This window comes from Cryobacterium sp. 10I5, assembly GCF_035019865.1.
In the GTDB taxonomy this organism is placed as follows: domain Bacteria; phylum Actinomycetota; class Actinomycetes; order Actinomycetales; family Microbacteriaceae; genus Cryobacterium; species Cryobacterium breve_A.
This window is the reverse complement of record NZ_JASJVI010000007.1, coordinates 1-22,480: the sequence shown is the minus strand read 5'-3', so window position 1 is coordinate 22,480 and position 22,480 is coordinate 1. Positions and strand designations below refer to the sequence as shown.

Annotated in this window: 21 protein-coding genes, 1 tRNA gene and 2 pseudogenes; 16 read left to right on the top strand and 8 right to left on the bottom strand. The window is 65.7% G+C overall.

The features are described 5' to 3' along the window. Window positions 1-8: 8 nt before the first annotated feature. Complete coding sequence (locus QN350_RS04005) at window positions 9-872, top strand: Sir2 family NAD-dependent protein deacetylase (protein ID WP_323515845.1); 864 nt, start codon at window positions 9-11, stop codon at window positions 870-872. Window positions 873-925: 53 nt separating this feature from the next. Here QN350_RS04005 and QN350_RS04000 read toward each other — a convergent pair whose 3' ends face one another. After that, window positions 926-1,564, bottom strand: a complete 639-nt coding sequence (locus QN350_RS04000; RefSeq protein WP_323515894.1) for a DeoR/GlpR family DNA-binding transcription regulator — start codon at window positions 1,562-1,564, stop codon at window positions 926-928. Window positions 1,565-1,582: 18 nt separating this feature from the next. Next, window positions 1,583-1,795 (bottom strand): annotated as a pseudogene (locus QN350_RS03995) (DeoR family transcriptional regulator); the annotation flags it as partial. 288 nt (window positions 1,796-2,083) lie between these two features. On the opposite strand from QN350_RS03995, the gene QN350_RS03990 reads away from it, so the two are divergent. The 5 genes from QN350_RS03990 (at window position 2,084) to QN350_RS03970 (ending at window position 7,328) form a co-directional block, all read left to right on the top strand. Further along, the gene (locus QN350_RS03990; protein ID WP_323515842.1) at window positions 2,084-3,358 is read left to right on the top strand and encodes a sugar ABC transporter substrate-binding protein; all 1,275 of its coding nucleotides are present in this window, start codon (window positions 2,084-2,086) and stop codon (window positions 3,356-3,358) included. Window positions 3,359-3,441: 83 nt separating this feature from the next. Further along, a complete protein-coding gene (locus QN350_RS03985; RefSeq protein ID WP_322138577.1) occupies window positions 3,442-4,362 on the top strand; it encodes a sugar ABC transporter permease in 921 nt (306 codons plus the stop codon). After that, window positions 4,334-5,209, top strand: a complete 876-nt coding sequence (locus tag QN350_RS03980) for a carbohydrate ABC transporter permease (RefSeq protein WP_323515840.1) — start codon at window positions 4,334-4,336, stop codon at window positions 5,207-5,209. Before QN350_RS03985 ends, QN350_RS03980 begins: the two co-directional genes overlap by 29 nt. 51 nt (window positions 5,210-5,260) lie before the next feature. Next, window positions 5,261-6,121 (top strand): ketose-bisphosphate aldolase, encoded by an 861-nt coding sequence (locus QN350_RS03975; RefSeq protein WP_322138579.1) that lies wholly within the window; start codon window positions 5,261-5,263, stop codon window positions 6,119-6,121. Window positions 6,122-6,125: 4 nt separating this feature from the next. Beyond that, on the top strand, window positions 6,126-7,328 hold the full coding sequence (locus QN350_RS03970; RefSeq protein ID WP_322138580.1) for an ADP-dependent glucokinase/phosphofructokinase: 1,203 nt from the start codon (window positions 6,126-6,128) through the stop codon (window positions 7,326-7,328). Between the two features lie 41 nt (window positions 7,329-7,369). On the opposite strand, the gene QN350_RS03965 is transcribed toward QN350_RS03970, so the two are convergent. Both QN350_RS03965 and QN350_RS03960 read right to left on the bottom strand, forming a co-directional pair. After that, a complete protein-coding gene (locus QN350_RS03965) occupies window positions 7,370-7,759 on the bottom strand; it encodes a nuclear transport factor 2 family protein (RefSeq protein WP_323515837.1) in 390 nt (129 codons plus the stop codon). A gap of 189 nt (window positions 7,760-7,948) precedes the next feature. Further along, window positions 7,949-8,467, bottom strand: coding sequence for a GNAT family N-acetyltransferase (locus tag QN350_RS03960; protein ID WP_323515834.1), 519 nt, complete (start codon window positions 8,465-8,467; stop codon window positions 7,949-7,951). Window positions 8,468-8,683: 216 nt separating this feature from the next. On the opposite strand from QN350_RS03960, the pseudogene QN350_RS19945 reads away from it, so the two are divergent. From QN350_RS19945 to eda, 3 genes and pseudogenes are all read left to right on the top strand, one after another. Further along, window positions 8,684-9,253, top strand: a pseudogene (locus QN350_RS19945) (gluconokinase); the annotation flags it as partial. A gap of 117 nt (window positions 9,254-9,370) precedes the next feature. Beyond that, window positions 9,371-11,203, top strand: a complete 1,833-nt coding sequence (gene edd / locus QN350_RS03955) for a phosphogluconate dehydratase (RefSeq protein WP_416347719.1) — start codon at window positions 9,371-9,373, stop codon at window positions 11,201-11,203. After that, a complete protein-coding gene (gene eda / locus QN350_RS03950) occupies window positions 11,203-11,835 on the top strand; it encodes a bifunctional 4-hydroxy-2-oxoglutarate aldolase/2-dehydro-3-deoxy-phosphogluconate aldolase (protein ID WP_323515829.1) in 633 nt (210 codons plus the stop codon). The genes edd and eda overlap by 1 nt, the downstream gene beginning before the upstream one ends. A gap of 56 nt (window positions 11,836-11,891) precedes the next feature. Here eda and QN350_RS03945 read toward each other — a convergent pair whose 3' ends face one another. Together QN350_RS03945 and QN350_RS03940 are read right to left on the bottom strand one after the other, a co-directional pair. Then, entirely contained in the window at window positions 11,892-12,653 is a 762-nt protein-coding gene (locus tag QN350_RS03945) for a hypothetical protein (protein WP_323502883.1), read from the bottom strand. Window positions 12,654-12,776: 123 nt separating this feature from the next. After that, window positions 12,777-12,847, bottom strand: a tRNA-Gly gene (locus QN350_RS03940). 72 nt (window positions 12,848-12,919) lie between these two features. Here QN350_RS03940 and dcd point away from each other — a divergent pair. Together dcd and QN350_RS03930 are read left to right on the top strand one after the other, a co-directional pair. Further along, window positions 12,920-13,522, top strand: coding sequence for a dCTP deaminase (gene dcd, locus QN350_RS03935; RefSeq protein ID WP_281533650.1), 603 nt, complete (start codon window positions 12,920-12,922; stop codon window positions 13,520-13,522). A gap of 436 nt (window positions 13,523-13,958) precedes the next feature. Then, window positions 13,959-14,492: a hypothetical protein gene (locus QN350_RS03930; protein WP_322138586.1), complete on the top strand. Its 534-nt coding sequence runs from the start codon at window positions 13,959-13,961 to the stop codon at window positions 14,490-14,492. A gap of 42 nt (window positions 14,493-14,534) precedes the next feature. On the opposite strand, the gene QN350_RS03925 is transcribed toward QN350_RS03930, so the two are convergent. Then, on the bottom strand, window positions 14,535-15,335 hold the full coding sequence (locus QN350_RS03925; RefSeq protein WP_322138587.1) for an isocitrate lyase/phosphoenolpyruvate mutase family protein: 801 nt from the start codon (window positions 15,333-15,335) through the stop codon (window positions 14,535-14,537). A gap of 197 nt (window positions 15,336-15,532) precedes the next feature. After that, complete coding sequence (locus QN350_RS03920) at window positions 15,533-16,852, bottom strand: MFS transporter (protein WP_323515826.1); 1,320 nt, start codon at window positions 16,850-16,852, stop codon at window positions 15,533-15,535. Window positions 16,853-17,048: 196 nt separating this feature from the next. Here QN350_RS03920 and dnaK point away from each other — a divergent pair, with 196 nt between their 5' ends. From dnaK to QN350_RS03895, 5 genes are read left to right on the top strand one after another with little or no spacing between them, the layout of a single operon-like run. Then, window positions 17,049-18,917, top strand: a complete 1,869-nt coding sequence (dnaK, locus tag QN350_RS03915) for a molecular chaperone DnaK (protein WP_322138589.1) — start codon at window positions 17,049-17,051, stop codon at window positions 18,915-18,917. Beyond that, window positions 18,917-19,522, top strand: coding sequence for a nucleotide exchange factor GrpE (locus QN350_RS03910; RefSeq protein ID WP_323515824.1), 606 nt, complete (start codon window positions 18,917-18,919; stop codon window positions 19,520-19,522). The genes dnaK and QN350_RS03910 overlap by 1 nt, the downstream gene beginning before the upstream one ends. Continuing rightward, the gene (locus QN350_RS03905; protein WP_323515821.1) at window positions 19,515-20,522 is read left to right on the top strand and encodes a DnaJ C-terminal domain-containing protein; all 1,008 of its coding nucleotides are present in this window, start codon (window positions 19,515-19,517) and stop codon (window positions 20,520-20,522) included. Before QN350_RS03910 ends, QN350_RS03905 begins: the two co-directional genes overlap by 8 nt. A 2-nt stretch (window positions 20,523-20,524) precedes the next feature. Beyond that, window positions 20,525-20,941 carry a heat shock protein transcriptional repressor HspR gene (locus QN350_RS03900; protein ID WP_281533657.1) on the top strand — a complete coding sequence of 139 codons (417 nt, stop codon included), beginning with the start codon at window positions 20,525-20,527 and terminating at the stop codon, window positions 20,939-20,941. Further along, window positions 20,931-22,112 carry a class I SAM-dependent methyltransferase gene (locus QN350_RS03895; protein ID WP_323515817.1) on the top strand — a complete coding sequence of 394 codons (1,182 nt, stop codon included), beginning with the start codon at window positions 20,931-20,933 and terminating at the stop codon, window positions 22,110-22,112. The genes QN350_RS03900 and QN350_RS03895 overlap by 11 nt, the downstream gene beginning before the upstream one ends. Window positions 22,113-22,480: the final 368 nt, after the last annotated feature.

Sequence of the window (22,480 nt, the reverse complement as noted above, 5' to 3'; positions counted from 1 at the left end):
GATATTCCGTGCCCGTCCCGTCCGCCCAACCGGCAGCATCCGTTCTGCATACCCCGCTTGCCCCGAGCCGCACACTGCTCCAGCGAGCGACCCGCGTCATCGTGATCGCCGGTGCAGGGATGAGCGCCGACATCGGAACGCCCGTCTACTGGACCGGGGACAACGCGGCATACGGCGACACCGTCTCGCACTACGGCCACACCAACCTCGAGCACTCCTGCGCGCCGCTCTGGCTCGAGGAACCAGACCAGCAGGCAGCATTCTTCCGCGAGACCTGGCGGGACATGCGCGAATCGGAGAAGCCCGCCCGGCCCGCCGACCCGTACTTCGTGCTCCAGGACTGGCTAGATGCCGCGGCGAAGGACTTCTTCGTGCTCACCTCCAACGTCGACACCGCGTTCGCCGACCACGGTTTCCCGGCCGAGAAGCTCCTCGAGATCCACGGCGCCTACGATCGCTCCCAGTGCCTGGCCGAACCGGAGGCGCACGGCGTCTTCCCGACCGTCGACCCGGGGCTCGCCACCACCTTCTGTCTCGCCTGCGGGAGCCTGGCCCGGCCGAACGTGCTCTTCTTCGACGACTACTGGTTCAACAACGCGGCGAACGAACTCCAGGAGGACGATTTCCTCGACTACCAGCAACACCTCGCCGCAGAGGACCCCGGCAGCACGGTCATCCTCGAGATCGGGGTCGGCCTCACCGTGATGAACCTGCGCAACCTGACCTGGGACCTGCACTCCCGTTACGACCTCCCGATCGTGCGGATCAACCCGTTCCACGTCGGCCGCGGCGATGACGTGTCCGCGGGGAACGCTCCGATCTACGAGCACCAGCTCACGGCGCTCGTCGGCCTCCGCGCCCTCCTCGGCTAACGGGCTCGCACGCTACGGCCCGGCGGGTTGGTCCGCCGAGCGAGGCACGGGGCTCAGAAATCCTGTCGCATGTCGGGCTTGTCCGGTGGACCGGTCGGCGGAGTCAGCACCTCCACGTTGTTCTTCCGGAAGGCCTTGGCCAGATCCGGCGGCGGGGGCTGGTCGGTGACGAAGTAGTCCGCCCGGCCCAGCTCGGCGACCTGGGCGAAAAGCTGGCGCCCGAACTTCGTTGAGTCGGCAAGGATCGCGACGCGCGAAGCCCGGGCGACCATCTCGCTCATCATGACCGCCTCGGCCAGATTGCTGGTCGAATATCCGCCATCGGCCGAGACAGCCCCCACCGAAATCAGGGCCAGGTCGCAGCGCACGTCGAGGTCATTCCCGCTGCCGGCGAATTGAAACCCGACGGGTCCGATGGTCGACTGGCCGCTGAGTCGTACGGCGCCGCCGAAGACATAGAGGTCACGACAGACATCCGGTGGCATCTCTATCGGAATGCGGAGGTTGTTGGTGGCCACCGTCAGGTTGCGGTGCTTGTCCAGGTGGCGCACCGCTGCCAGCGTCGTTGTGCCGGCGTTGATCATGACGACGGAGCCGTCCTGAACGAGGCCGGCCGCCAGGGCGCCGATCTTGTCCTTCGCGGATGTCTGGAGGCGCAACCGGAGGTCCAGTTTCTTCTCCGTGGTTTCCATGACCGATTGGCTGACTGCTCCGCCGTGGGTCCGGACCAGGACCCCGTCGGCATCGAGCTGGTCGAGGTCCCTTCGGATGGTGTCAGCCGAGACTCCGAAGTGCTCCGCGAGAGCCCCGACCGTGACCTGACCTGCTTCTGACACGTACAGGGCGAGATCGGCCTTGCGTCCCGCGGGCAGGCGGGCGGCCTGATCGGGCCGGGTCGAGCGCGGGGCCGGGGAAGGGGACATGCCTGATATTAGCATTTTCTTGCAGTTTCATTCAGTGTTTTGTTGTTTTTATCAGGTCAATTCGTGACATACACGCACAACTTCGCATACATGCTTGGCTCGCGATTGTTCGTTTTGACCCGTAGATACCGAGAAGTACGCGCATTTGCAGTCATAAAATGTTGTCTTTGCATGCTTGACGATCACCAATTCGCTCCGCTACTATCATGCAACAAGGCGCAGAAATGCGCATACAACAGCAGAACACAGCAAAACTTGGAATGGAGAACCATGAATAGCAAAGGCGCTATGTTCCGGAGGGCTGTCGTCCCTCTTGTCGTCGCGGGAATGGCCGTCACCCTCATCACCGGGTGCAGCACCAGTAGTTCGGTCACCGCGACTGCGGATCCGAACGAGAAGGTCACGCTCGAGTTTTCCCAGTGGTGGGAGCCGGAACTGCCCGCGGGGGCACTGCGCACCCTGATGGACGAATTCCAGACGGAGAACCCGAACATTACCGTCAAGCTGCTCAGCGCGCCGTACGCGGCGACCAAGGACCAGACGGTTGCCGGCGCAGCCTCGGGAGTTATGTCCGACGTTGTAGGACTGGACGGGGCCTGGGTGAGTGACTTCGCCAAGCAGGGCGCGCTCGCCGACCTCTCCCAGCTCATGAAGGATGCCGGGTACGACGAGAGCCAGCTGGCCAGTCAGGTCAAGATCAAGGACTCGACCTTCATGATCCCGGTGCTCAACTTCGTCTATCCCATGTTCACCAACGACGACCTGCTGGCCAAGGCCGGCGTCACGGCACCGCCCACCAACCGTACCGAGTTCACTGCGGCAGCTGAAGCTGTCACCAAGACCGGGGACGCCAAGGGCTGGGTCCTCCCGCTTTCGCTCCAGGCGCCGAACGGAATCCAGAATGACGTCATGTCCTGGGCGTGGGCATCGGGTGGCAGCATGCTCAAGAACGGAGCCCCCGACCTCACGAACACCGCTGTGAAGAGCGCGACCAGCTACGTGAAGGACCTGTGGGACAAAGGCGTCATCGCCCCCGGGTCCCTCACCATGACGGAACAGGACAAGGTGGAGGAATTCACCAACGGCCGGGTCGGCATGATGATCGACTCCCTGTCGCACGTCACGAGCATCCGCGAGAAGAACCCGAACCTCAAGTTCAGCATTTCCGCCATTCCCGCGGAAGACGGTTTCACTGGCAAGCGCGGTATCCCCTACGCATCGTGGGGCATCGGCGTCTCCGACACCGGAAAGCACAAGGCGGAGGCCTGGAAGCTCGTGCAGTTCCTGATGAGCGAGAAGACCAACTCCACGCTGTCGACGCTTGCACACGCCTTCCCCGGGAACACGACGTCCACACCGGACTTCACCGGAACCGACCCGCTTTTCAAAACGGCATTCGATATCTACAAGAGCGGCACACCCGTCAACGAGTTCGTCGGCCTCCCTGTCGCCGAACAGCTGATGCGTGACTTCGACGAGCAGTTCCAGGGTGCGCTGACCGGAACCCAGTCCGTCGACGACATGCTGACCAAGGCCCAGGGGGCCTGGACAGCGAAGTTCTAACCGGACGGAGACATTCAGCCTCGCGTGGCCGCGTCAGGACTCGTGCCTGACGCGGCCACCCAAACTCAAGGAGGGATCACGTCTTGAGAACCACACGCACAACAGGTGCTGAGCGGACTACCGCGGCAAAGTCGCTGACCGGCAAGCTCACGCCCTACGGATTCATCTCCCCGACGGCGGCCCTGCTTTTCATCCTCATGTTCGTCCCGATCGCCATGGTCATGGGCTACTCGGTCATGGACAACGTCATCACCAACAAGCATCCGGAATTCGTCGGGCTGGACAACTACGTCAAGGTCCTCACCAACGGCGTCTTGCCCACTGCCGTGCTCAATACGGCGATCTTCACCATCGTCAGCGTGATTGCGCACCTCGTGCTCGGCCTGCTGTTCGCGATGATGCTGAATACAAAACTGCTCAGCAATCTCACCACCGGGCTTTTCCGAGTGATCTACGTACTGCCGTGGCTGTTCACCGTCGCCATCATCGCCATCCTCTGGCGGCTGCTGCTCAACCCGAACGGCGTCATCAACTACGTTCTGGTCAGCCTCGGGATCACTCCCACCGGCATCGAGTGGCTGTCGACGCCGGGGACGGCCCTGATGGCCGTCACCTTCATCAACATCTGGGCCGGGTATCCGTTCTACATGATCAGCCTCCTGGCCGGCCTGCAGGGGATTCCGACGGACCTCTATGAAGCAGCCAAGGTGGACGGGGCTTCTGCCCTCCAGCAGTTCTGGCACATGACCCTGCCTCAACTCAAGCCCATCATCATCAGCATGTCCCTGCTCGACGTCATCTGGACGTCGCAGCAGTTCGCCCTGATCTGGATGACCACCGGCGGTGGGCCCATCAACGCAACCGAGATGCTGAGCACGTTCACGTACAAGCTGGCCTTCAGCAACTACGAGTTCTCCCAGGCGTCCGCGAGTGCCGTCCTGCTCCTGGTCGTGTCGACGGTCCTCGCATACGTCTATGCCCGATACCAGAAAGCGCGGGAGTGAAATGGTTGCGACCAAACGACGGATTCACCTGGCGAAGAAGACCGGACTGTTCATCGGACTACTGATCGGCGCCGTCTTCGCCGGCTTCCCGGTGTTGTGGATGGCTTCGAGCTCGTTCAAGTCGAATACGGAGATCTTCGCCTCGCCGCCGAAACTGATCACGGACAACTTCTCCTGGGATGCGTACACGTCGATCCTGACTGACCCCACCAAGGTGCGGTTCTTCATCAACAGCTATGTGGTGTCGCTGTCCGTGACGGTGCTCACGCTTCTCATCGCCATTCTCGCGGCGTACGCATTCAGCCGGTTCGAGTTCCGATTCAAGAAACCCCTGAACATGATCATCGTGAGTGTGCAGGGCGTGCCGCCCATCACGCTGCTCATTCCGTACTTCGGGTTGATGGTGACCCTCGGCCTGTACAACACCTACCTGGGCCTGATCCTCACCTACATGGTGTTCACCCTGCCGTACGCGATCATCATGATGACCGGCTACTTCAACACCCTGCCCAAGGAACTGGATGAGGCGGCCCGGGTCGACGGGGCGAGTGCGATGGGAGCGCTGTGGCGCATCCTCGTGCCGATCTCCATCCCGGGAATCGTCTCGGTCGGCATCTACACCTTCATGATCTCGTGGAACGAGTTCCTCTTCGCGCTGACCCTGACTCGCACCCAGGACATGCGCACCGTGCCCATCGGCATCCAGTTGCTCATGGGACAGAACTCGTACGAGTGGAACCAGATGATGGCGATGAGCATCCTCGGATGCATCCCGGTCCTCCTCCTCTTCCTTTTCTTCCAGCGCTTCTTCATCGGCGGCATGACCGCAGGGGCGGTCAAGAACTAGCCGCGTCTGTCTTTTCCCTCTCGTTTCAACCCAACCAAGGAGAATTCCCGCATGTTAATTAATGGCATCGACCTTCTGGCCGTCGCGAACGCGAACGACTTCGCGGTCCCGGCGTTCAACGTCAGCGACTACGCGATGATGAACGGCCTCTTCGAGATCAGCGAGGAGAAGAATTCCCCGCTGATCATCGCGATCCACCCGGACGAACTGAGCCACATCGGCGTCGACATGCTTCCCGCGATCATTGCGCGCGCTCACCGCTCGCCCGTGCCTGTCACCATCCACCTGGACCACGGGGCGACCTACGAGCAAGTGCTCGTGGCCATCCAGAGCGGTTTCACCTCCGTCATGATCGACGGATCCCTGCTCCCGTTCGCCGACAACGTGGCGATCACCAAGCGGGTCGTCGATGCGGCGCATGCCGTGGGAATCTCCGTTGAGGGTGAGCTCGGCACGATCGGCAAGACGGACAGCGAAGCCGAAGACGGCACGGTGAACATCATCTTCACCGATCCCGACGACGCGGTGAAGTTCATCGCATCCACCGGCGTGGACAGCCTCGCCATTGCCATCGGCACGAGCCACGGCATCTATCCCGCAGGCATGAAGCCAGAGCTCAGGCTCGACTTGCTCCGTGAGATCACCGGAAAGGTCGGCATCCCCCTGGTCCTTCACGGCGGATCCAACAACCCGGACCAGGAAATCGGCGAGGCCGTGCGGCTGGGCATCAATAAGATCAATATCTCGAGCGACATCAAGTCGTCGTACCACTCCAAGATGCGCGAGGTCCTGGCCGACCCGGGTGTCCGGGAGCCGAACACGATCCAGCCGCCCTGCGTCGCCGCCATGAAGATCACCGCGGCGCAGAAGATCGACCTGTTCAATGCGGCCGGAAAAGCAGCACTCTACTAATCGAATGGCACACATCTCCATGCGCGAAAAACTGGTGTTGGGGCTCGGCGGAACCGTCGACTACGAGATCGTCTGGGACTCCCGGGTGATCGAGCACCTCATCCGCGAGTACTCCATTCGCGCGTCGGAGCTGGATGCCTCGATCCCCGTCATGAGCGAGCGGGACCTGGTCGTCACGTTGCTCGCCTTCCTCGAGGGCGGTGCCGGAGGAGAGCGATTCGTCGCCTCCTCCGACATCGTGGAGACGTTCGCCGCCCGGTTCGATCGAAGGATCACCCTGGGCGGCACGTGCGTGCGCGCCGCGATGGCGATGCAGGCGCTCGGCATCGAGAGCACGGTGCACTTGGTCAGCATCGACGATCACGTTCGCAGGCTGCTCCCCGCGGGATGCGCCTACCTCTGCAGCGCAGACCACGACACGACCGATCCGCATCTCATCGTGCAGTTCAACGCGGGTGCGCGCGTCCAGGCCGGCGACATCGACCTGCGTGCGCCGCACCCGAATCGGGTCATCTACGCCAATGATCCACCGAACGAACAGCTGCTGTTGAGCAACGCTCTCGGAGAAGTGCTCCGAGAGGCCGAGGTGTTCCTGATCTCCGGGTTCAACGTCATCCAGGACACGGACCTGCTCCAGGAACGGTTGCTGGACATCCTGCGGCACATGCAGCAGTTGCCGATCACTGCCGTCGTCTATTACGAGGACGCCGGATTCCATATCCCGGCGATGAGCCGGCACGTGCGCGACGCGCTCATCGGGGTGATCGATGTGTACAGCATGAACGAGGACGAAATGCAGGCCTACCTGGGACGTCCCGTCGACCTCCTGGCTGTCGACGAGGTGGCCGAGGCGCTCTGGGAGCTGCAGGGGCTGATCCCCGCAGCGACCCTGGTCGTGCACACGAAGTACTGGTCACTCGCCCTGGGTGAGTTCGCCGCATCCTATGGCGCGAGCCTCCAGGGGGGCATCACGATGGCGAGCACGCGATATTGCTATGGGGACGATTTCACCGAGCAGGACTACCGGGAAGTCGACAACCGGATGCCCAGCGTGCCCGGCACTCGGTTCGCCTCCGATCTCGAAGACCGGATGGGGCACACCGTCCGGTGCCTGCCCGCGTTCGCGCTCACTGTTGCCTCGCCCACCACCATCGGACTGGGCGACTCGTTCGTCGGCGGGTTCATCGCCGCCCTGGCGCGGCGCTAGCAGGGCGGAGAGCGGTCGAAGCCCGGCCGGCTGCTGTTGCCCTACCCTTGGTTCTGGATCTGCCAGGAGCCCCGGATGGGATGAGTGTCGAACACGATGTGCAGGCGTCGGATGAGTCCACCCTCATCAAGCTCAGCGACATCGACAACAGTGAAAGGGGCAGGAGTTCCGTTCGCGAGAACCCAATCGAAATCGAACCAGAATGCAAGCGTCTTGGCGTCTGCGCTCAGGAGGGTCTCCCGGAGCGTGAGCACGGACTCTGCAGTGTCGGCGAACAGCGCCGGGTAGAAGTCTCGCGCTGGCTGGACACCGTAGAGAGGAGAATCTACGACCCCGTCCGGCGTGAAAAGGTTGATTGCCAGGCCAGCGTCTGCTGTGCTGAGGGCCTTCAGGTAGGTACTCACGAGGACGTCCGGAGAAATTGAGTTCACGGATCTATCCTGCCGCAACGCTCCATGCGGCGTCGCTAAGCCGGCCGCGCCCCTTCGACTCTGCCAAACCTGCGTTCACGAGGGTCAGGGCGAACCACCATCCGCCGATCGTTGCCTGATTGCCGAAGTCCATAGCCTCATGATCGCAGAGGTGTTACTCCGGCCCCAGCACCAGGCGGCGGTTCCCGCCTATGGAGTGGGCAGCTGCTTGACCATTTCGAGCTCCCGGGTCGTCGGGTCGAGGACATACGGCTCGGTCACGCCGGTTGCCGCGAAGCCGCGGCGCTCGTAGGCGGCGCGGGCGCGGTCGTTGTGCTCGTGCACGTGCAGCGTGAGCCCACCCGATTCCGTGCGCGCCCAGTCCTCGATCCGTGACAGCAGGGCATCCGTCACGCCGGCGACCCCGCCCCGGAAGTCGGGCGCAACGTAGACACCGACGAGCAACGGCCCGGTGGCCTCGTCGGGGATGTAGCCGCCCATCGTCCCGACCCAACGTCCAGAGGGCGTGATCGCCACGACGACGATCGAATGTTCGTTGGTGCCGCGTGCTCCGCGCATGGCCCATTCGGCTTCGTCGTGCGCGAGTGCGGCGTCAAAGGTCTCCCCGAACCCAAGGGGCGTGTCCCGGAGCATCTCCAGCCGAAGTTCCCTGACCTCATGCCAGTCTGCCGCCGTCGTGTTGCGAATCGTGAAGCCCTCAGTCATCATCCCCGCACGATAGCAGGCAAGCATGCCGGGTCGACGGGAGCGCCGCGCTCGCCGGGTCGGTGCGGCAGAATCGTCGACTTGACGCCCCTCTGCCGTCGTGACACACTCGGCACAGCTCATTAATCAGATTAATCTGATTAATGAAATTCAGCGTCAACATCGCTGTACCTGCAGAAGGCGGGCGCGGTGACCTGGCCTGACAATGAGGTCGCGCCGATGCGCCCTCGCGAGAGGACGACGATGTACTCATTCACAGCACCCGTGGTGATGGACGCCTCCACACCAACCCCCGTCGGGAGCGAACCCCGGCCCCCGCTTGTCGCGCCCGGTCGGCAGCCCGTCCTGGTTGTGATGGGTGTCTCCGGGTCGGGCAAGTCGACGGTGGCCGCTCTCCTCGCCGGCCAGCTCGGGTGGGACTTCGTCGAGGGCGACGATCTGCACCCCGAGGCGAACGTCAACAAGATGGCGTCGGGCACTCCACTCACCGACGACGACCGCTGGCCCTGGCTCGACACCGTGTCGACGTGGATCCTCGGGCACACCACGGCCGACGTTCCCGGCATCATTACCTGCTCTGCGCTGAAAAAGAAGTACCGGGACGTGCTGCGCGAGCAGAACGTGATCTTCGTGCATCTCGTCGGCTCGAAGGAACTGCTCGGCGCACGGATGTCCGCACGCCTCGACCACTACATGCCGGCCAGTCTTCTGGATTCGCAGCTGGACACCCTGGAGCCTCTGGATCCCGATGAGCGCGGCATCCTCATCGACGCGGCTCGACCGCCCGCCGAGGAGGCCGCCAGGATCGTCACGATGCTCGGCCTGCTACCGGCCGCCGGCTCGTCAGCGCTCAGTGCGGGCAAACCCGGGCGTTCCGCCGCTCAGATGCCGGTCACCACCGCGGTGATCCACCCGGTCGTCGAAGCGGTCACGCGCCGCATCATCGAACGCAGCGCGCAGACCCGGGCGAGGTACCTCGCCCGGATCGATGCCGCCGCGGAGCAGGGACCGACCCGCGGTCGCCTGGGGTGCGCGAACCTCGCTCACGGGTTCGCTGCCACCGGCCAGCAGGACAAGGCCGCGCTGCGCAGGTTCGTGAAGCCGAACATCGGGATCGTGTCCTCCTACAACGACGTGCTCTCCGCCCACCAGCCGTTCGCCGCCTACCCGGCGATCCTCAAAGACGCCGTCCGGAAGGCCGGAGGCATCGCCCAGGTCGCGGGCGGCGTGCCCGCGATGTGCGACGGCATCACCCAGGGCAGGGACGGCATGCAGCTGTCGCTGTTCAGCCGTGACCTGATCGCCATGGCGACCGGCATCGCGCTGGCCCACGACCTGTTCGACGGCGCGCTGCTCCTCGGCGTCTGCGACAAGATCGTGCCCGGCCTGGTCATCGGCGCCCTCGCCTTCGGTCACCTCCCGGCCATCCTGGTGCCGACCGGGCCGATGAGCTCCGGGATCCCGAACAAGGAGAAGAGCCGCATCCGCCAGCTCTACGCCGAGGGACTGGCCGGTCGCGAGCAACTGCTCGAGGCCGAGACGGCGTCGTACCACTCCGCAGGCACCTGCACCTTCTACGGAACAGCGAACTCCAACCAGATGCTGATGGAAGTCATGGGACTGCATCTCCCCGGAGCGAGCTTCGTGAGCCCCGACACTCCGCTGCGCGAGGCGCTCACCGCGGCAGCGGCCAGCCAGGTGGTCGCGCTGACCGAGCTGAAAGACCAGTACACCCCGATCGGACGCGTTTTCGACGAGAAGTCGATCGTGAATGGGGTCGTTGCCCTGCTGGCCACGGGAGGGTCGACCAACCACACGCTGCACCTCCCGGCCATCGCGGCCGCCGCGGGGATCCAGCTCACCTGGCAGGACTTCGCGGACCTGTCCGAGGTCGTTCCCCTGTTGGTCCGCATCTACCCGAACGGCCCTGCGGACATCAACCACTTCCACGCCGCGGGAGGCACGGCGTTCCTGATCGGTCAACTCCTCGACGCCGGCTTGCTGCACCCCGACGTCCGCACCGTCGCCGGCGCAGGGCTTGATGCCTATCGCCGGGAACCGGTGCTCGACGGCACCGCCCTGAGCTACCGCCCCGGACCGACTGAGAGCCTCGACACGGACGTGCTGCGGCCGGCCTCTGCGCCCTTCGCGCCGAACGGCGGGCTCCGGATCCTGGACGGCAATCTCGGAAGCGCCGTCATCAAGGTCGCCGCGGTGGCGACCGAACACCACGTCATCCAGGCGCCCGCGGTGGTGTTCGACGACCAGCACGTCTTCCTGGCGGCATTCGATGCCGGTCAGCTTGACCGTGATCTCGTGGCCGTGATTCGCTACCAGGGCCCGTCCGCCAATGGAATGCCCGAGCTGCACAAGCTCACCCCGGCGCTCGGCATCCTGCAGGATCGCGGGTACCAGGTCGCGCTGGTCACCGACGGGCGGATGTCCGGCGCCTCTGGGAAGATCCCGGCGGCCATCCACCTCACCCCCGAAGCCGCAGCGGGCGGTCCGATCGGCCGCATCCGCGATGGCGACCTCGTACGTCTCGACGCGACGGCGGGCACCCTTGACGTCCTCATCGACGACGACGTCTTCGCCGCCCGCGAAATCACCGGTGCCGCGCTCGACGACGCCAGCTGGTCCGGCACCGGGCGGGAGCTCTTCTCGGTCTTTCGCCGGCAGGTCGGCCCGGCCGACCGTGGCGCCAGCGTCATCACCAACACACCTGAAGGAGTCCTCTGATGTCCACCCTGAACGCCGCCCAACTGCTCGAGCTCGCACCCGTGATCCCCGTCGTCGTCATCGAGGATGCCGACCGCGCGGTGGCTCTGGCTCGGGCGCTCGTCGCCGGCGGCCTGCCGGTCATCGAGGTGACGCTGCGCACCCCGGCTGCGCTGCGTGCGATCAGTGCCATTGCCGACCAGGTACCCGACGCCGTCATCGGCGCCGGAACGGTCAACAACCCGGTCCTCGTGCGTCGGGCTGTCGCAGCCGGAGCTCAGTTCCTGATCTCGCCCGGGTCGACCGATGCCCTGCTCGACGCGATGGACGCATCCGGTCTGCCCTACCTGCCGGGCGCTGCCACCGCGTCAGAGGTCCTGCGGTTGATCGAGCGCGGACACCCGGCGATGAAGTTCTTTCCCGCCGAGGCTTCCGGCGGCCACGCCGTGCTGCGCTCACTCGCGGCGCCCCTTCCGGAGGCGCGGTTCTGTCCGACCGGCGGGATCACGCTCGCGAGCGCGCCCATCTACCTCGCGCTGCCCAACGTGGGATGCATCGGCGGCACGTGGATCACTCCGCTGGATGCGATTGAACTCGGCGACTGGACACGCATCGAAGGGCTGGCTCGTCAGGCAGCAAGCCTGCGGCACTGACCCCGGGTACCGAGCTGCGTCCTGGGCACGAGCTGGCCGCCCAGACCCAGCCGGGCCTAGCCGAGACCGGCTATCCGGTTCAGCGCGGCACGCATGATGAGCTCGGCGGGGTCACCGAGGACCTCGTGGTTGAGGTAGAACGCCTCGAACCACGCGCGCACCTCCTCCTCGGGAAGCCCGACTGCGACCCAGTCGACACCGGCGACCGCCTCGGACACCGGTTCTCCCGTGCCCGCATCGAGCCACGCCCGAACAATCGGCGTCTCGGGATCCGCGTCGTCCGGGTTCCACGTGAGGAGAAGGCTGTGCGCCTCGTCGTCCGCGTGCAGATGGTCCGTGCGCCCGGACCCCAGCCACGGCAGCATCATCTGCTCACCGGGGATGGCAACGTCGACGATCTCCAAGGGCACCGGTCCGAAGTCACGGGCGTAGACCCGCAGCCCCTCGTGGTGCCAATCGGCCGCCTCTTCGGCATCTTCGGTGAGGTCTTCGAGAAGCGGGAGGGTGTGCTCGACCAGCGCCAGGGCCCACGCCAGGAGGTCCCGGGTTTCCCGCTTGGGCCACGGGCTGTTGTCCGTCTCTTCCCCGTCCGCGCCGTGGAAGTGGTGATCGACACCGCCCGCGGTCGTTTCCAGGTGCAGCTGTCCTCCCTCGAGCTCGACGGAGAACACGGCCACTTCTTCCTCGTCGCCCTCGCCCTCGTCGTCAACGAACCAATCGGCATTCAGTACCGGGTTCCGGAACCGGGTCGGGAGCGCGGGAAGCTCCAACGGCAGGTCGCCCAGGTCCAGTACCGCCCGGAAAACAGTGTCCGGCATTCGCAAAGTGGGGTCAGTCACGGGTACTCCTCAGTCCGCGTCGAGAATACCGGAGTCGGCAGGCGCCCCGGCACCGACAGCCGCGAGACACCGCAACAGTTGGGAGGGAACACAACTTTAGTGAGCGGATGACGGGAATCGAACCCGCGCTATCAGCTTGGGAAGCTGAAGTTCTACCATTGAACTACATCCGCGCGTCCGGCCGCGGGCAGAGCCTGCACCGGAACCGTGCCAGCATATCAAGTCCTCGCCGTTAGGCTGGACCCGTGCTGCTCTCCGATCGTGATATCAAGGCCGAAATCAACGCGGGACGAATCGGGCTCGAGCCCTACGCTCCGGAGATGATCCAGCCCTCGAGCGTCGACGTGCGCATCGACCGGTACTTCCGGTTGTTCGACAACCACAAGTACCCCTATATCGATCCGGCGGAAGACCAGCCCGAACTCACCCGGCTGATCGAGATCCCCCACGACGAGCCGTTCATCCTGCACCCCGGCGAATTCGTGCTCGGCTCCACCTACGAAAGAGTCAGCCTCGCCGACACGATCGCGGCCCGACTCGAGGGCAAGAGCTCGCTCGGGCGCCTCGGCCTCCTCACCCACTCGACGGCCGGATTCATCGACCCGGGCTTCACCGGCCACGTGACCCTCGAGCTCAGCAATGTCGCCACCCTGCCGATCAAGCTCTGGCCGGGTATGAAGATCGGCCAGCTCTGCTTCTTCCAGCTGAGCTCCGCCGCCGAGCGCCCATACGGCTCGAGCCAGTACAGCTCCCGCTACCAGGGCCAGCGCGGGCCGACGGCGTCGCGCTCGTTCCAGAACTTCCACCGCACGGATGTCTCCGTCGAGCCGACCACGGGCGTCGAGTAGCCGCCACCCCTGCTCTGCACCCCCTCCGCGGCAGTACGCGTGGCTAACTCAGGAGATTTGCCGGACTGGCGGGCATCGGCCGCACTGGTCCGGGGCCGTCCTCGATCGGTCGCACGGATTTCCTGAGTTAGCCCCCGGAAGCACCCGAGAGTCTTCTCGCGTTCGGCCGGGCGTCGCGGTGGACGTGCACATCTGTCCTGGTACCGGTGTGGCCAACTCAGGAGATTTGCCGGGCCGGCGGGCATCGGCCACATTCCTACGCGGGGTGCCTGCGGTCGGCCGCGCGGTCTTCCTGAGTTAGCCCCCCACGGCGGTCGCAACCGGGGTTGTGTCATCGAGCGGCAGGTCCGGGGGCCAGGGCGGAGTGAAAAGGGCCGATCGGAGGACCCGTGCCGGGTTCACACGGGCGCAACATGCGGCCGGTAAAATCGGAGGCATGACGACGACATCCGTACCCGGTTTTGCCGAGGCGCTCATTGCGCCCGGCCCGACGCCCGAATACCCGGGCCGGATGCGTCGTTTCGGCCAGCTCGTCGGCAGCTGGGCCGCGACGGGCTCACGCCTGGACGAGGCCACCGGCGACTGGCACGAGCGCCAGTTCACCTGGGTCGTCGAATTCGTGCTCGACGGGCGTGCGGTGCAGGACGTCGAGGTCGTCGACGTTCCCGTGAGCGACACGCATCCCGACGGCCGGGAAACCGTGGCCATGGCCGTGCGCGTCTACGATCCGCACGCCGGCGCCTGGCGGGTCAGCTACTTCGCCCCCGCCATCGGCGAGTACTGCCACCTCGTGGCGACCCCGCACCGCAACGGGCTGCGCCAGGACGGCACCGGCACCGACGGGCGGCCGATCCGCTGGAACTTCGTGTCCATCACGGCAGACGCGTACTCCTGGGAGGGCTGGGTCTCCAACGACGAAGGCGCGACCTGGGTGCTCGTCGAGCACAACGAGGCCACCCGCATCCGCTGACCAAGGCCACCTGCAGATCGGGATGCTGCCTGATCTTTCACGCTACAGCGAGAAGGGAAAGCCCAGATCCTCGGGGTATTCTCCGAGCGAGGTGAGCTGGGTCGCCGAGCGCTGCAGGGCCGCGAGCGTGAGGCCGAGGGTGCCGGGTCCGAAGCTCACCCGGGAGACCCCGAGTTCGGCGAGGCGGGCCAGGGGAACCGCCCCCGGGTGCCCGATCACGGAGATGCGGCCGTCGACCTCGTCGAGGGCCCGCTTGACCTTGTCCTCGTCGCTGAGACCGAGGAAGAAGATCACGTCGGCGCCGGCGTCGAGGTAGGCGTTGGCACGGGCGACGGCCTCGCTCCATTCACCGCCGCCGGCGAGGGTATCCACGCGGGCGTTGATCACGAGCGGTACGCCCGCGGCATCGGCCCCGGTGCGCGCGGCGGCCACCCGGGCGGCCGCGGTCGCGATGTCGTACTGCGGTGCCTTGGCGGCCCCGATCGAGTCCTCGAGGTTGATGCCCGAGGCGCCGGCCTCCTCGACGAGGCGACGGACGTTGCGGGCGACGCCGGCGGCATCCGCCGCGTAGCCCTTCTCGAAGTCGACCGACACCGGCAGGTCGACCGCACCGATGATGATGCGCGCCGCCGCAATGGCCTCGTCAACCGTGAGCCCGCCGCCGTCTTCGAGGCCGCGCACGTTCGACACCGAGTGCGAGGCCGTCGCGAGGGCCTCCACGCCGGGCGCCTGGGACACGATCTTCGCGGTGATGGCGTCCCAGACGTTCGTCACGATGAGCGGCGTGCCCGGAACGTGGAGCGCGTTGAGAAGTTCGGCCTTCTGGATCTGCTGAGTTGTCATGCCTCCAGCCTGACAAAGAACCCGGCCGAGGCCGAGATCCCAGCGGATGTCCAGACGATGAACAGGGTCCGCCCAGCCTGACTTCGCCCCGCCCCGGCCTTGCCGACAACTGTGGCCGCTGCGGACAACTGTGGCCGGCGCGCGAGGAACAGTTGTCCGCACCGGGAACAGTTGCGGCGGCGGCAGGGTCCGCCCAGCTACCCGAGCGGGTGCTGCTTCGACTTCACCGGGATCAGCAGGAGCAGCCCGACCAGGAGTACGAGCGCGATGCCGAGGATGCCCCAGACCTGGCTGCCGGACAGGCTCACGAACAGGGCGAAGAGCGTGGGTGCGAGGAAGGTCGCTGCCTTGCCGGTTGTCGCGTAGAGGCCGAAGATCTCGCCCTCGCGGCCGGCCGGAATGCTGCGCGCGAGGAAGCTGCGGCTGGCCGACTGGGCCGGGCCGACGAACACGCACATCAGCAGGCCGAAGATCCAGAACATCGTCGCGCCGCCGGTGGCGAAGAAGAAGACGGCGAGGCCGGCGACGATCGTGCCGGACAGGGCGACCACCATCACGTTCTTGGCACCGAGGCGGTCGTCGAGGCGGCCGACGAGCACCGTGGAGATGCCGGCGATGATGTTGGCGACGATGGCGAAGATGATCACGTCGCCGCTCGAGAAGCCGAAGGTGCCGGCCGCGAGGATGCCGCCGAACTGGAACACCCCGGTCAGGCCGTCGCGGAAGACCGCGCTCGCGATCAGGAACAGCGCCATCTGGCGGTCGCCGCGCCAGAGTGCGGCAACGTCCCTGCCGAGGACGGCATAGGAACGGAAGAAACCGACCCGCTCCCGCCGGGCGGCGGCGGGCGCCGCGTACTCGGGCACCCGGAAGAACAGCGGCAGGGCGAACAGGCCGAACCAGGCGGCCGCGATGAGCATCGACACCCGCACCGACAGCCCGTTGGCGTCGGTGACGCCGAACAGACCGACGTCGGGGTGGATGAAGCCGAAGTAAAGGATGAGCAGCAGCACGATGCCGCCGAAGTACCCCATCGACCAGCCGAAGCCGCTGACCCTGCCGATCGTCTTCGGTGTGGAGACCTGGCCGAGCATCGCGTTGTAGTTGACGGTCGCGAATTCGTAGAACACGGTCCCAACGGCGAGGAGGATCAGGCCGAGCAGCAGGAAGTCGGGAGAGGCCTGGACGAAGAACATCGCGGCGGTGAGGCCGACGACGATGAAGGTGTTGACGCCGAGCCAGAGCTTGCGGCGACCGGAAGCGTCGGAGCGTTGCCCCGTGATCGGCGCGAGCAGCGCCACGAGCAGGCCGGCGATCGCGAGTGCCCAGCCGAGCTGGGCCGAGATGACGTCCTTGTCGCCGAACGACGAACCGGTGAGGTACACCGTGAAGACGAAGGTCGTCACGACGGCGTTGAATGCCGCCGAACCGCCGTCCCAGAGGCTCCAGGCGATCACGCCGCGGCCGGCCGAGGTGGGTGCCGCAGCCGTCTCGTTCTGTTCCGCTGTCCCAGTCATGCGCTCAGAGTAGTGGTCGCCGGGGAACAGCGGGGAAATTACTCCGAAATGCAAAGTTGAGTCACTCACACTCAACTTTCAGGTGGCTGGCTTGACTCCGATTTCCGGCGGTGCCACACTTGAGTCAATACCGCTCAACTCTGGTCGATCATACCGATTGTCCCGTTGAGCTCACACTTTGAAGGAGAACGCACACATGGCCCGTGCAGTAGGCATCGACCTCGGAACCACCAACTCGGTGGTGGCCGTCCTCGAGGGTGGAGAACCCACCGTCATCGCGAACGCCGAGGGGCTCCGCACCACCCCGTCCGTCGTCGCATTCACCAAGGACGGCGAGGTGCTCGTCGGTGAGACCGCCAAGCGCCAGGCCGTCACCAACGTCGACCGCACCCTCTCCTCCGTCAAGCGCCACATGGGCACCGACTGGACCGTCGGCATCGACGACAAGAAGTACACCCCGCAGGAGATCTCCGCCCGCATCCTCGCCAAGCTGAAGCGCGACGCCGAGCAGTACCTGGGCGACAAGGTGACGGATGCCGTCATCACCGTCCCCGCGTACTTCAACGACGCCGAGCGCCAGGCCACGAAGGAGGCCGGAGAGATCTCGGGCCTCAACGTGCTCCGCATCATCAACGAGCCGACCGCAGCGGCCCTCGCGTACGGCCTCGACAAGGGCAAGGAAGACGAGCTCATCCTGGTCTTCGACCTCGGCGGCGGAACGTTCGACGTCTCCCTCCTCGAGGTGGGCAAGGACGACGACTTCTCGACCATCCAGGTGCGTTCGACCGCCGGCGACAACCGCCTGGGCGGCGACGACTGGGACCAGCGCATCGTCGACTACCTGATCAAGAAGTTCAAGGAAACCACCGGCGTCGACGTCTCCAAGGACAAGATCGCCAAGCAGCGCCTCAAGGAAGCCGCGGAGCAGGCCAAGAAGGAACTCTCCAGCAGCATGTCCACGAGTATCCAGCTGCCGTACCTCTCCCTGACGGAGAACGGCCCGGCCAACCTCGACGAGACGCTGACCCGCGCCCAGTTCGAGAAGATGACCGAAGACCTGCTCGACCGCACCAAGAAGCCGTTCCAGGACGTCATCCGTGAAGCCGGCGTCAAGGTGGGCGACATCGCCCACGTCGTGCTCGTCGGTGGTTCGACGCGTATGCCCGCCGTCTACGAGCTCGTCAAGAGCGAGACCGGTGGCAAGGACCCGAACAAGGGCGTCAACCCGGACGAGGTCGTCGCCGTCGGCGCCGCACTCCAGGCCGGCGTGCTGAAGGGCGAGCGCAAGGACGTCCTGTTGATCGACGTCACCCCGCTGAGCCTCGGCATCGAGACCAAGGGCGGCATCATGACGCGCCTCATCGAGCGCAACACGGCCATCCCGACCAAGCGCAGCGAGACCTTCACCACGGCAGACGACAACCAGCCGTCCGTCGCGATCCAGGTCTTCCAGGGCGAGCGTGAGTTCACCCGCGACAACAAGAACCTCGGCACCTTCGAGCTGACCGGCATCGCGCCGGCCCCGCGCGGCATCCCGCAGGTCGAGGTCACGTTCGACCTCGACGCCAACGGCATCGTGCACGTGTCCGCCAAGGACAAGGGCACCGGCAAGGAGCAGTCCATGACCATCACGGGCGGTTCCTCGCTCGCGAAGGAAGACATCGAGCGCATGGTGCGCGAGGGCGAAGAGCACGCCGCAGAAGACAAGCGTCGTCGCGAAAGCGCCGAGACTCGCAACACCGCTGAGCAGCTCGCGTACTCGATCGAGAAGCTCCTCAAGGAAAACGACGAGAAGCTCCCGGCCGAGGTCAAGACCGAGGTCCAGGCCGACGTCGACGCACTCAAGTCTGCGCTCGCCGGAGACGACGAGGCCGCGGTGAAGACCGCGTACGACAAGCTCAACGAGAGCCAGGGCAAGATCGGCGAGGCCATCTACAAGTCGAGCCAGGCGGATGCCGCGACGCCCCCCACCGAATCCGGCGAACCGACCGCTGACGCGGGCAAGTCCGACGAAGATGTGGTTGACGCCGAGGTTGTCGACGACGAGGAAGAAACCAAGAAGTAATGGCCAAGGACAAGGGCCCGAAGAACGAGCCGTCCGACGAGGAGGTGGAGCCCGTTGTTGCGGATGAGTCTGCAGCAGCAGAGGCCTCCGCTGACTCCGAGGCCGCGGCATCCGCTGAGGGTATCGAGGAAGACGAGCTGACGGTCCAGGACATCCTGGACGCCGCCAGCCGGGAAGTCGCAGAGCCGACGAGCGAACACCTGGCCGACCTCAAGCGGGTCACCGCCGAATACGCGAACTACCGCAAGCGCACCGAGGCGAACCGCGAGATCGAGCGTGAGCGCGTGACCGTGGACGTCGTCAAGGGCCTGATCCCGGTGCTCGACGACCTGGACCGTGCCGAGAAGCACGGCGACCTCGTCGCAGACTCCGCATTCAGCACCATCGCAGCCAAACTGCGCACGAGCGTGGAGCGCCTTGGCGTGAAGCCGTTCGGCACGGTCGGCGAACCGTTCGATCCCACAATGCACGAGGCCATCTTCCAGATGCCCACGGCCGATGTGACGGTCGACACAGTCGGCGAGGTGGTCGAGACCGGCTATTTCCTGGGCTCGACGCTTCTGCGTGTTGCCAAGGTCGTAGTCCAGGTACCGAGCGATGGCTAGCCAGGACTGGTTCGACAAAGACTTTTACAAGGTCCTCGGCGTCTCGAAAGACGTGACGCCGGCCGACCTCAAGAAGGCCTATCGCAAGCTCGCCCGCAAGTATCACCCGGACTCGAATCCGGGCAATCCTGCGGCGGAAGCGAAGTTCAAGGAAATCAGCGAGGCACACTCGGTGATCGGCGACCCCGCACAGCGGAAGGAATACGACGCTGTGCGGGCCATGGGCGGTGGAGCACGCTTCACCGCCCCCGGTGGCGGGGGTTCCCAGCAGGGCGGCGGCTTCGACGACGTCTTCGGCGGCATGTTCGGTGGGGGTGCCCGGCAACAGGGCTACTCCTATCAGCAGCAGGGCGGGTTTGACGACCTGCTCGGCGGCATGTTCGGCCGGGGCGGCGGTGGAGGCGGGTTCGGATCGTCCACGGGAGGATTCCGTGGTTATGGCGGGCCGACCCGCGGGCGGGACGTGGTTGCATCGACGACCGTCGACTTCATCACCGCGACCCACGGTGACCAGATCACCCTGCAGACGCAGGACGGCCGGGCCATCAAAGTCAGGATTCCCGCGGGCGTCGCCGACGGGCAGAAGATCAAGCTCCGCGGCCAGGGCCAGCACAGCCCGGACGGCGGCGAGGCCGGCGACATCGTCCTCACCGTGACCGTGCGCAAGCACGCCGTTTTCGAGCGTGACGGCCTGAACCTCAGGCTGCACGTGCCCGTGACGTTCGTCGAGGCCGCACTCGGCGCGACGATCGAGGTGCCGACCCTGGGCGGGGCGCCGGTCAAACTGCGCATCGCCCCCGGCACGCCGAGCGGACGGGTCCTGCGGGTCAAGGGCCGCGGTGTCGTGACCCCTAAGGGCACCGGCGACTTGCTCGCCGAGGTCCAGGTCGCGGTGCCGTCGCACCTGTCCAAGGAAGCCGAGGAAAAGCTCACTGCTTTCGCCGCGGCTCTCCCGGACGAGAACCCGCGTGACGAGCTGCTCGCGAGAGCGAGAGACTGACGGTGGACGAGAACTCCCGGGTGTTCGTCATCTCGACTGCCGCAGAGCTTGCGGGCATGCACCCGCAGACGCTGCGACAGTACGATCGCCTGGGATTGGTGAGCCCGGACCGCACCCCGGGCCGGTCTCGCCGCTACTCGATGCGTGACGTGGTGAAACTGCGCGAGATCGCGGAGCTCGGTGCCGAAGGCGTGAGCCTCGAGGGCATCCGGCGGATCATCGCGCTCGAGGACCACGTGCGCCGGCTCGAATCGCGCTTGCACGAACTCGAGTCGGCACTCGCCGATGAACTGCTGAACCGTCCGGGCCGCCGCGTCTTCGCGGCCGGCCCGGCCGGTGAGGTCATCTCGATGCGCGCGGGCACCCGCACCCGCCGCGCCAACCAGGTTGTCATCTGGCGCCCGCTCGATGATCTCTGATCCCGTGGCGCCCGAAATTCCGGCATTCGACCCCGCCGCGTTCGACTTCGCCGCGCTCCGGCGTTTCCCCGACGTCGAAGCCTCCAACCTCTTCGCCGTCGACGCGAGCGACCGCCTGATCCTCGACGAGGCGGCGGCGAGCCTTCCCACTGAACGGCTCGTCGTCATTGAGGACCGATATGGCGCTCTCACCCTCGGCGCCGCTGCGCTCTTCGGGGCCACCGGCATCCGCGTGCACCAGGACGCACTCTCGGGCGAGGCCGCCCTGGACCTGAATGCCGACAAGCTCGGTCTGGCCGACCGGTACCGCTCCTTTCCGCTGGGCGAGGAGCTTTTGTCCGGCGCCACCCTCGTTCTCCTCCAGCTGCCTCGCAGCCTCGCCGCTCTCGACGAGGTCGCCGACGCGATCGCGCGTTTCGCCGATCCCGCGGTCGTCGTTGTCGCCGGTGGGCGTCTCAAGCACATGACCCCGGCCATGAACGAGGTCTTCGCGCGCCACTTCGAGCGGCTCCAGGTCTCCCCGGCCCGGCAGAAGTCCCGGGTGCTGCGTGCCACCGGCCCCATCCGAGCGTCCGAGCCCGCGATCCCAGCCTGGCCGCACGTCAGCAGGCACGAAGACCTGGGGCTGAACGTGTGCGCCCATGGCGCCGCCTTCGCCGGCACCACCATCGACATCGGCACCCGGTACCTGCTCGAGTTCCTCGACCGGATGAAACCGGATGCCGTTCGCGCGATCGACCTTGGCTGCGGCACGGGAGTACTCGCGGCCGCGCTCGCGCAGCGTCGACCCGGACTCCGGGTCATCGCGAGCGACCAGTCGGCCGCTGCCGTTGCATCCGCCAGGGCCACCATGATCGCCAACGGCCTCGCCGACCGGGTAACGGTTGTGCGGGATGACGCGCTCGGGTCCCAGGCGGATGCCTCGAGCGAGTTGATCCTGTTGAACCCGCCGTTCCACATCGGATCCTCCGTGCATGCCGGCATCGCGCTCAAGCTCTTCGCCGACGCCGCGCGGGTGCTCCGGCCCGGCGGTGAGCTCTGGACGGTGTGGAACACGCACCTCGGCTATCGGCCGGCGCTCACGCGCCTGGTCGGGGAGACGCACCAGGTCGGTCGGAACGCCAAGTTCACGGTCACCGTCTCCGTCCGCCGCCAGTCTCCAGCCGCGTGAAACATGCCGGAAATAGGGGTGTTATCTATCCGACACGCCCGGGATGCGCCCGGGAGTTGCGGCCCCCCACGGTTCACCGTAAAGTCATCTAAGTCACCCCACAGGTTCGGAAAGCCGAAGCGCTTACCGGCCTCAAGCGGGACCACTTCCAATCCCGATCAACGCGTAAATTTGTTGGTTGAGATTGATGGCGTTTCACCAGATTCCCTTAGCGGGGGACCGAGCGAAACGACACGAAAGAAGAATAAGGAATTGCCTCGAAGCGAAAGTCCGTAAGGGCCTGAAGTCGAGGCGTCCGATCCTTGAGAACTCAACAGCGTGCACAATGTCAAATGCCAAAAACCTCGTGGTTTGGATCCGTTTCTAGC

Bases quoted from the DNA above. Each gene is read 5' to 3' on its own strand.
- eda (WP_323515829.1), top strand. From the start codon at position 11,203: ATGTCCACCCTGAACGCCGCCCAACTGCTCGAGCTCGCACCCGTGATC.
- QN350_RS03925 (WP_322138587.1), bottom strand. From the start codon at position 15,335: ATGACAACTCAGCAGATCCAGAAGGCCGAACTTCTCAACGCGCTCCAC.
- QN350_RS03960 (WP_323515834.1), bottom strand. From the start codon at position 8,467: ATGATGACTGAGGGCTTCACGATTCGCAACACGACGGCGGCAGACTGG.
- QN350_RS03930 (WP_322138586.1), top strand. From the start codon at position 13,959: ATGACGACGACATCCGTACCCGGTTTTGCCGAGGCGCTCATTGCGCCC.
- QN350_RS03945 (WP_323502883.1), bottom strand. From the start codon at position 12,653: ATGCCGGACACTGTTTTCCGGGCGGTACTGGACCTGGGCGACCTGCCG.
- QN350_RS03970 (WP_322138580.1), top strand. From the start codon at position 6,126: ATGGCACACATCTCCATGCGCGAAAAACTGGTGTTGGGGCTCGGCGGA.
- QN350_RS03895 (WP_323515817.1), top strand. From the start codon at position 20,931: ATGATCTCTGATCCCGTGGCGCCCGAAATTCCGGCATTCGACCCCGCC.
- QN350_RS03910 (WP_323515824.1), top strand. From the start codon at position 18,917: ATGGCCAAGGACAAGGGCCCGAAGAACGAGCCGTCCGACGAGGAGGTG.
- QN350_RS03920 (WP_323515826.1), bottom strand. From the start codon at position 16,852: ATGACTGGGACAGCGGAACAGAACGAGACGGCTGCGGCACCCACCTCG.
- QN350_RS03975 (WP_322138579.1), top strand. From the start codon at position 5,261: ATGTTAATTAATGGCATCGACCTTCTGGCCGTCGCGAACGCGAACGAC.
- QN350_RS04000 (WP_323515894.1), bottom strand. From the start codon at position 1,564: ATGGAAACCACGGAGAAGAAACTGGACCTCCGGTTGCGCCTCCAGACA.
- QN350_RS03905 (WP_323515821.1), top strand. From the start codon at position 19,515: ATGGCTAGCCAGGACTGGTTCGACAAAGACTTTTACAAGGTCCTCGGC.
- QN350_RS03990 (WP_323515842.1), top strand. From the start codon at position 2,084: ATGTTCCGGAGGGCTGTCGTCCCTCTTGTCGTCGCGGGAATGGCCGTC.
- QN350_RS03980 (WP_323515840.1), top strand. From the start codon at position 4,334: ATGCCCGATACCAGAAAGCGCGGGAGTGAAATGGTTGCGACCAAACGA.
- dnaK (WP_322138589.1), top strand. From the start codon at position 17,049: ATGGCCCGTGCAGTAGGCATCGACCTCGGAACCACCAACTCGGTGGTG.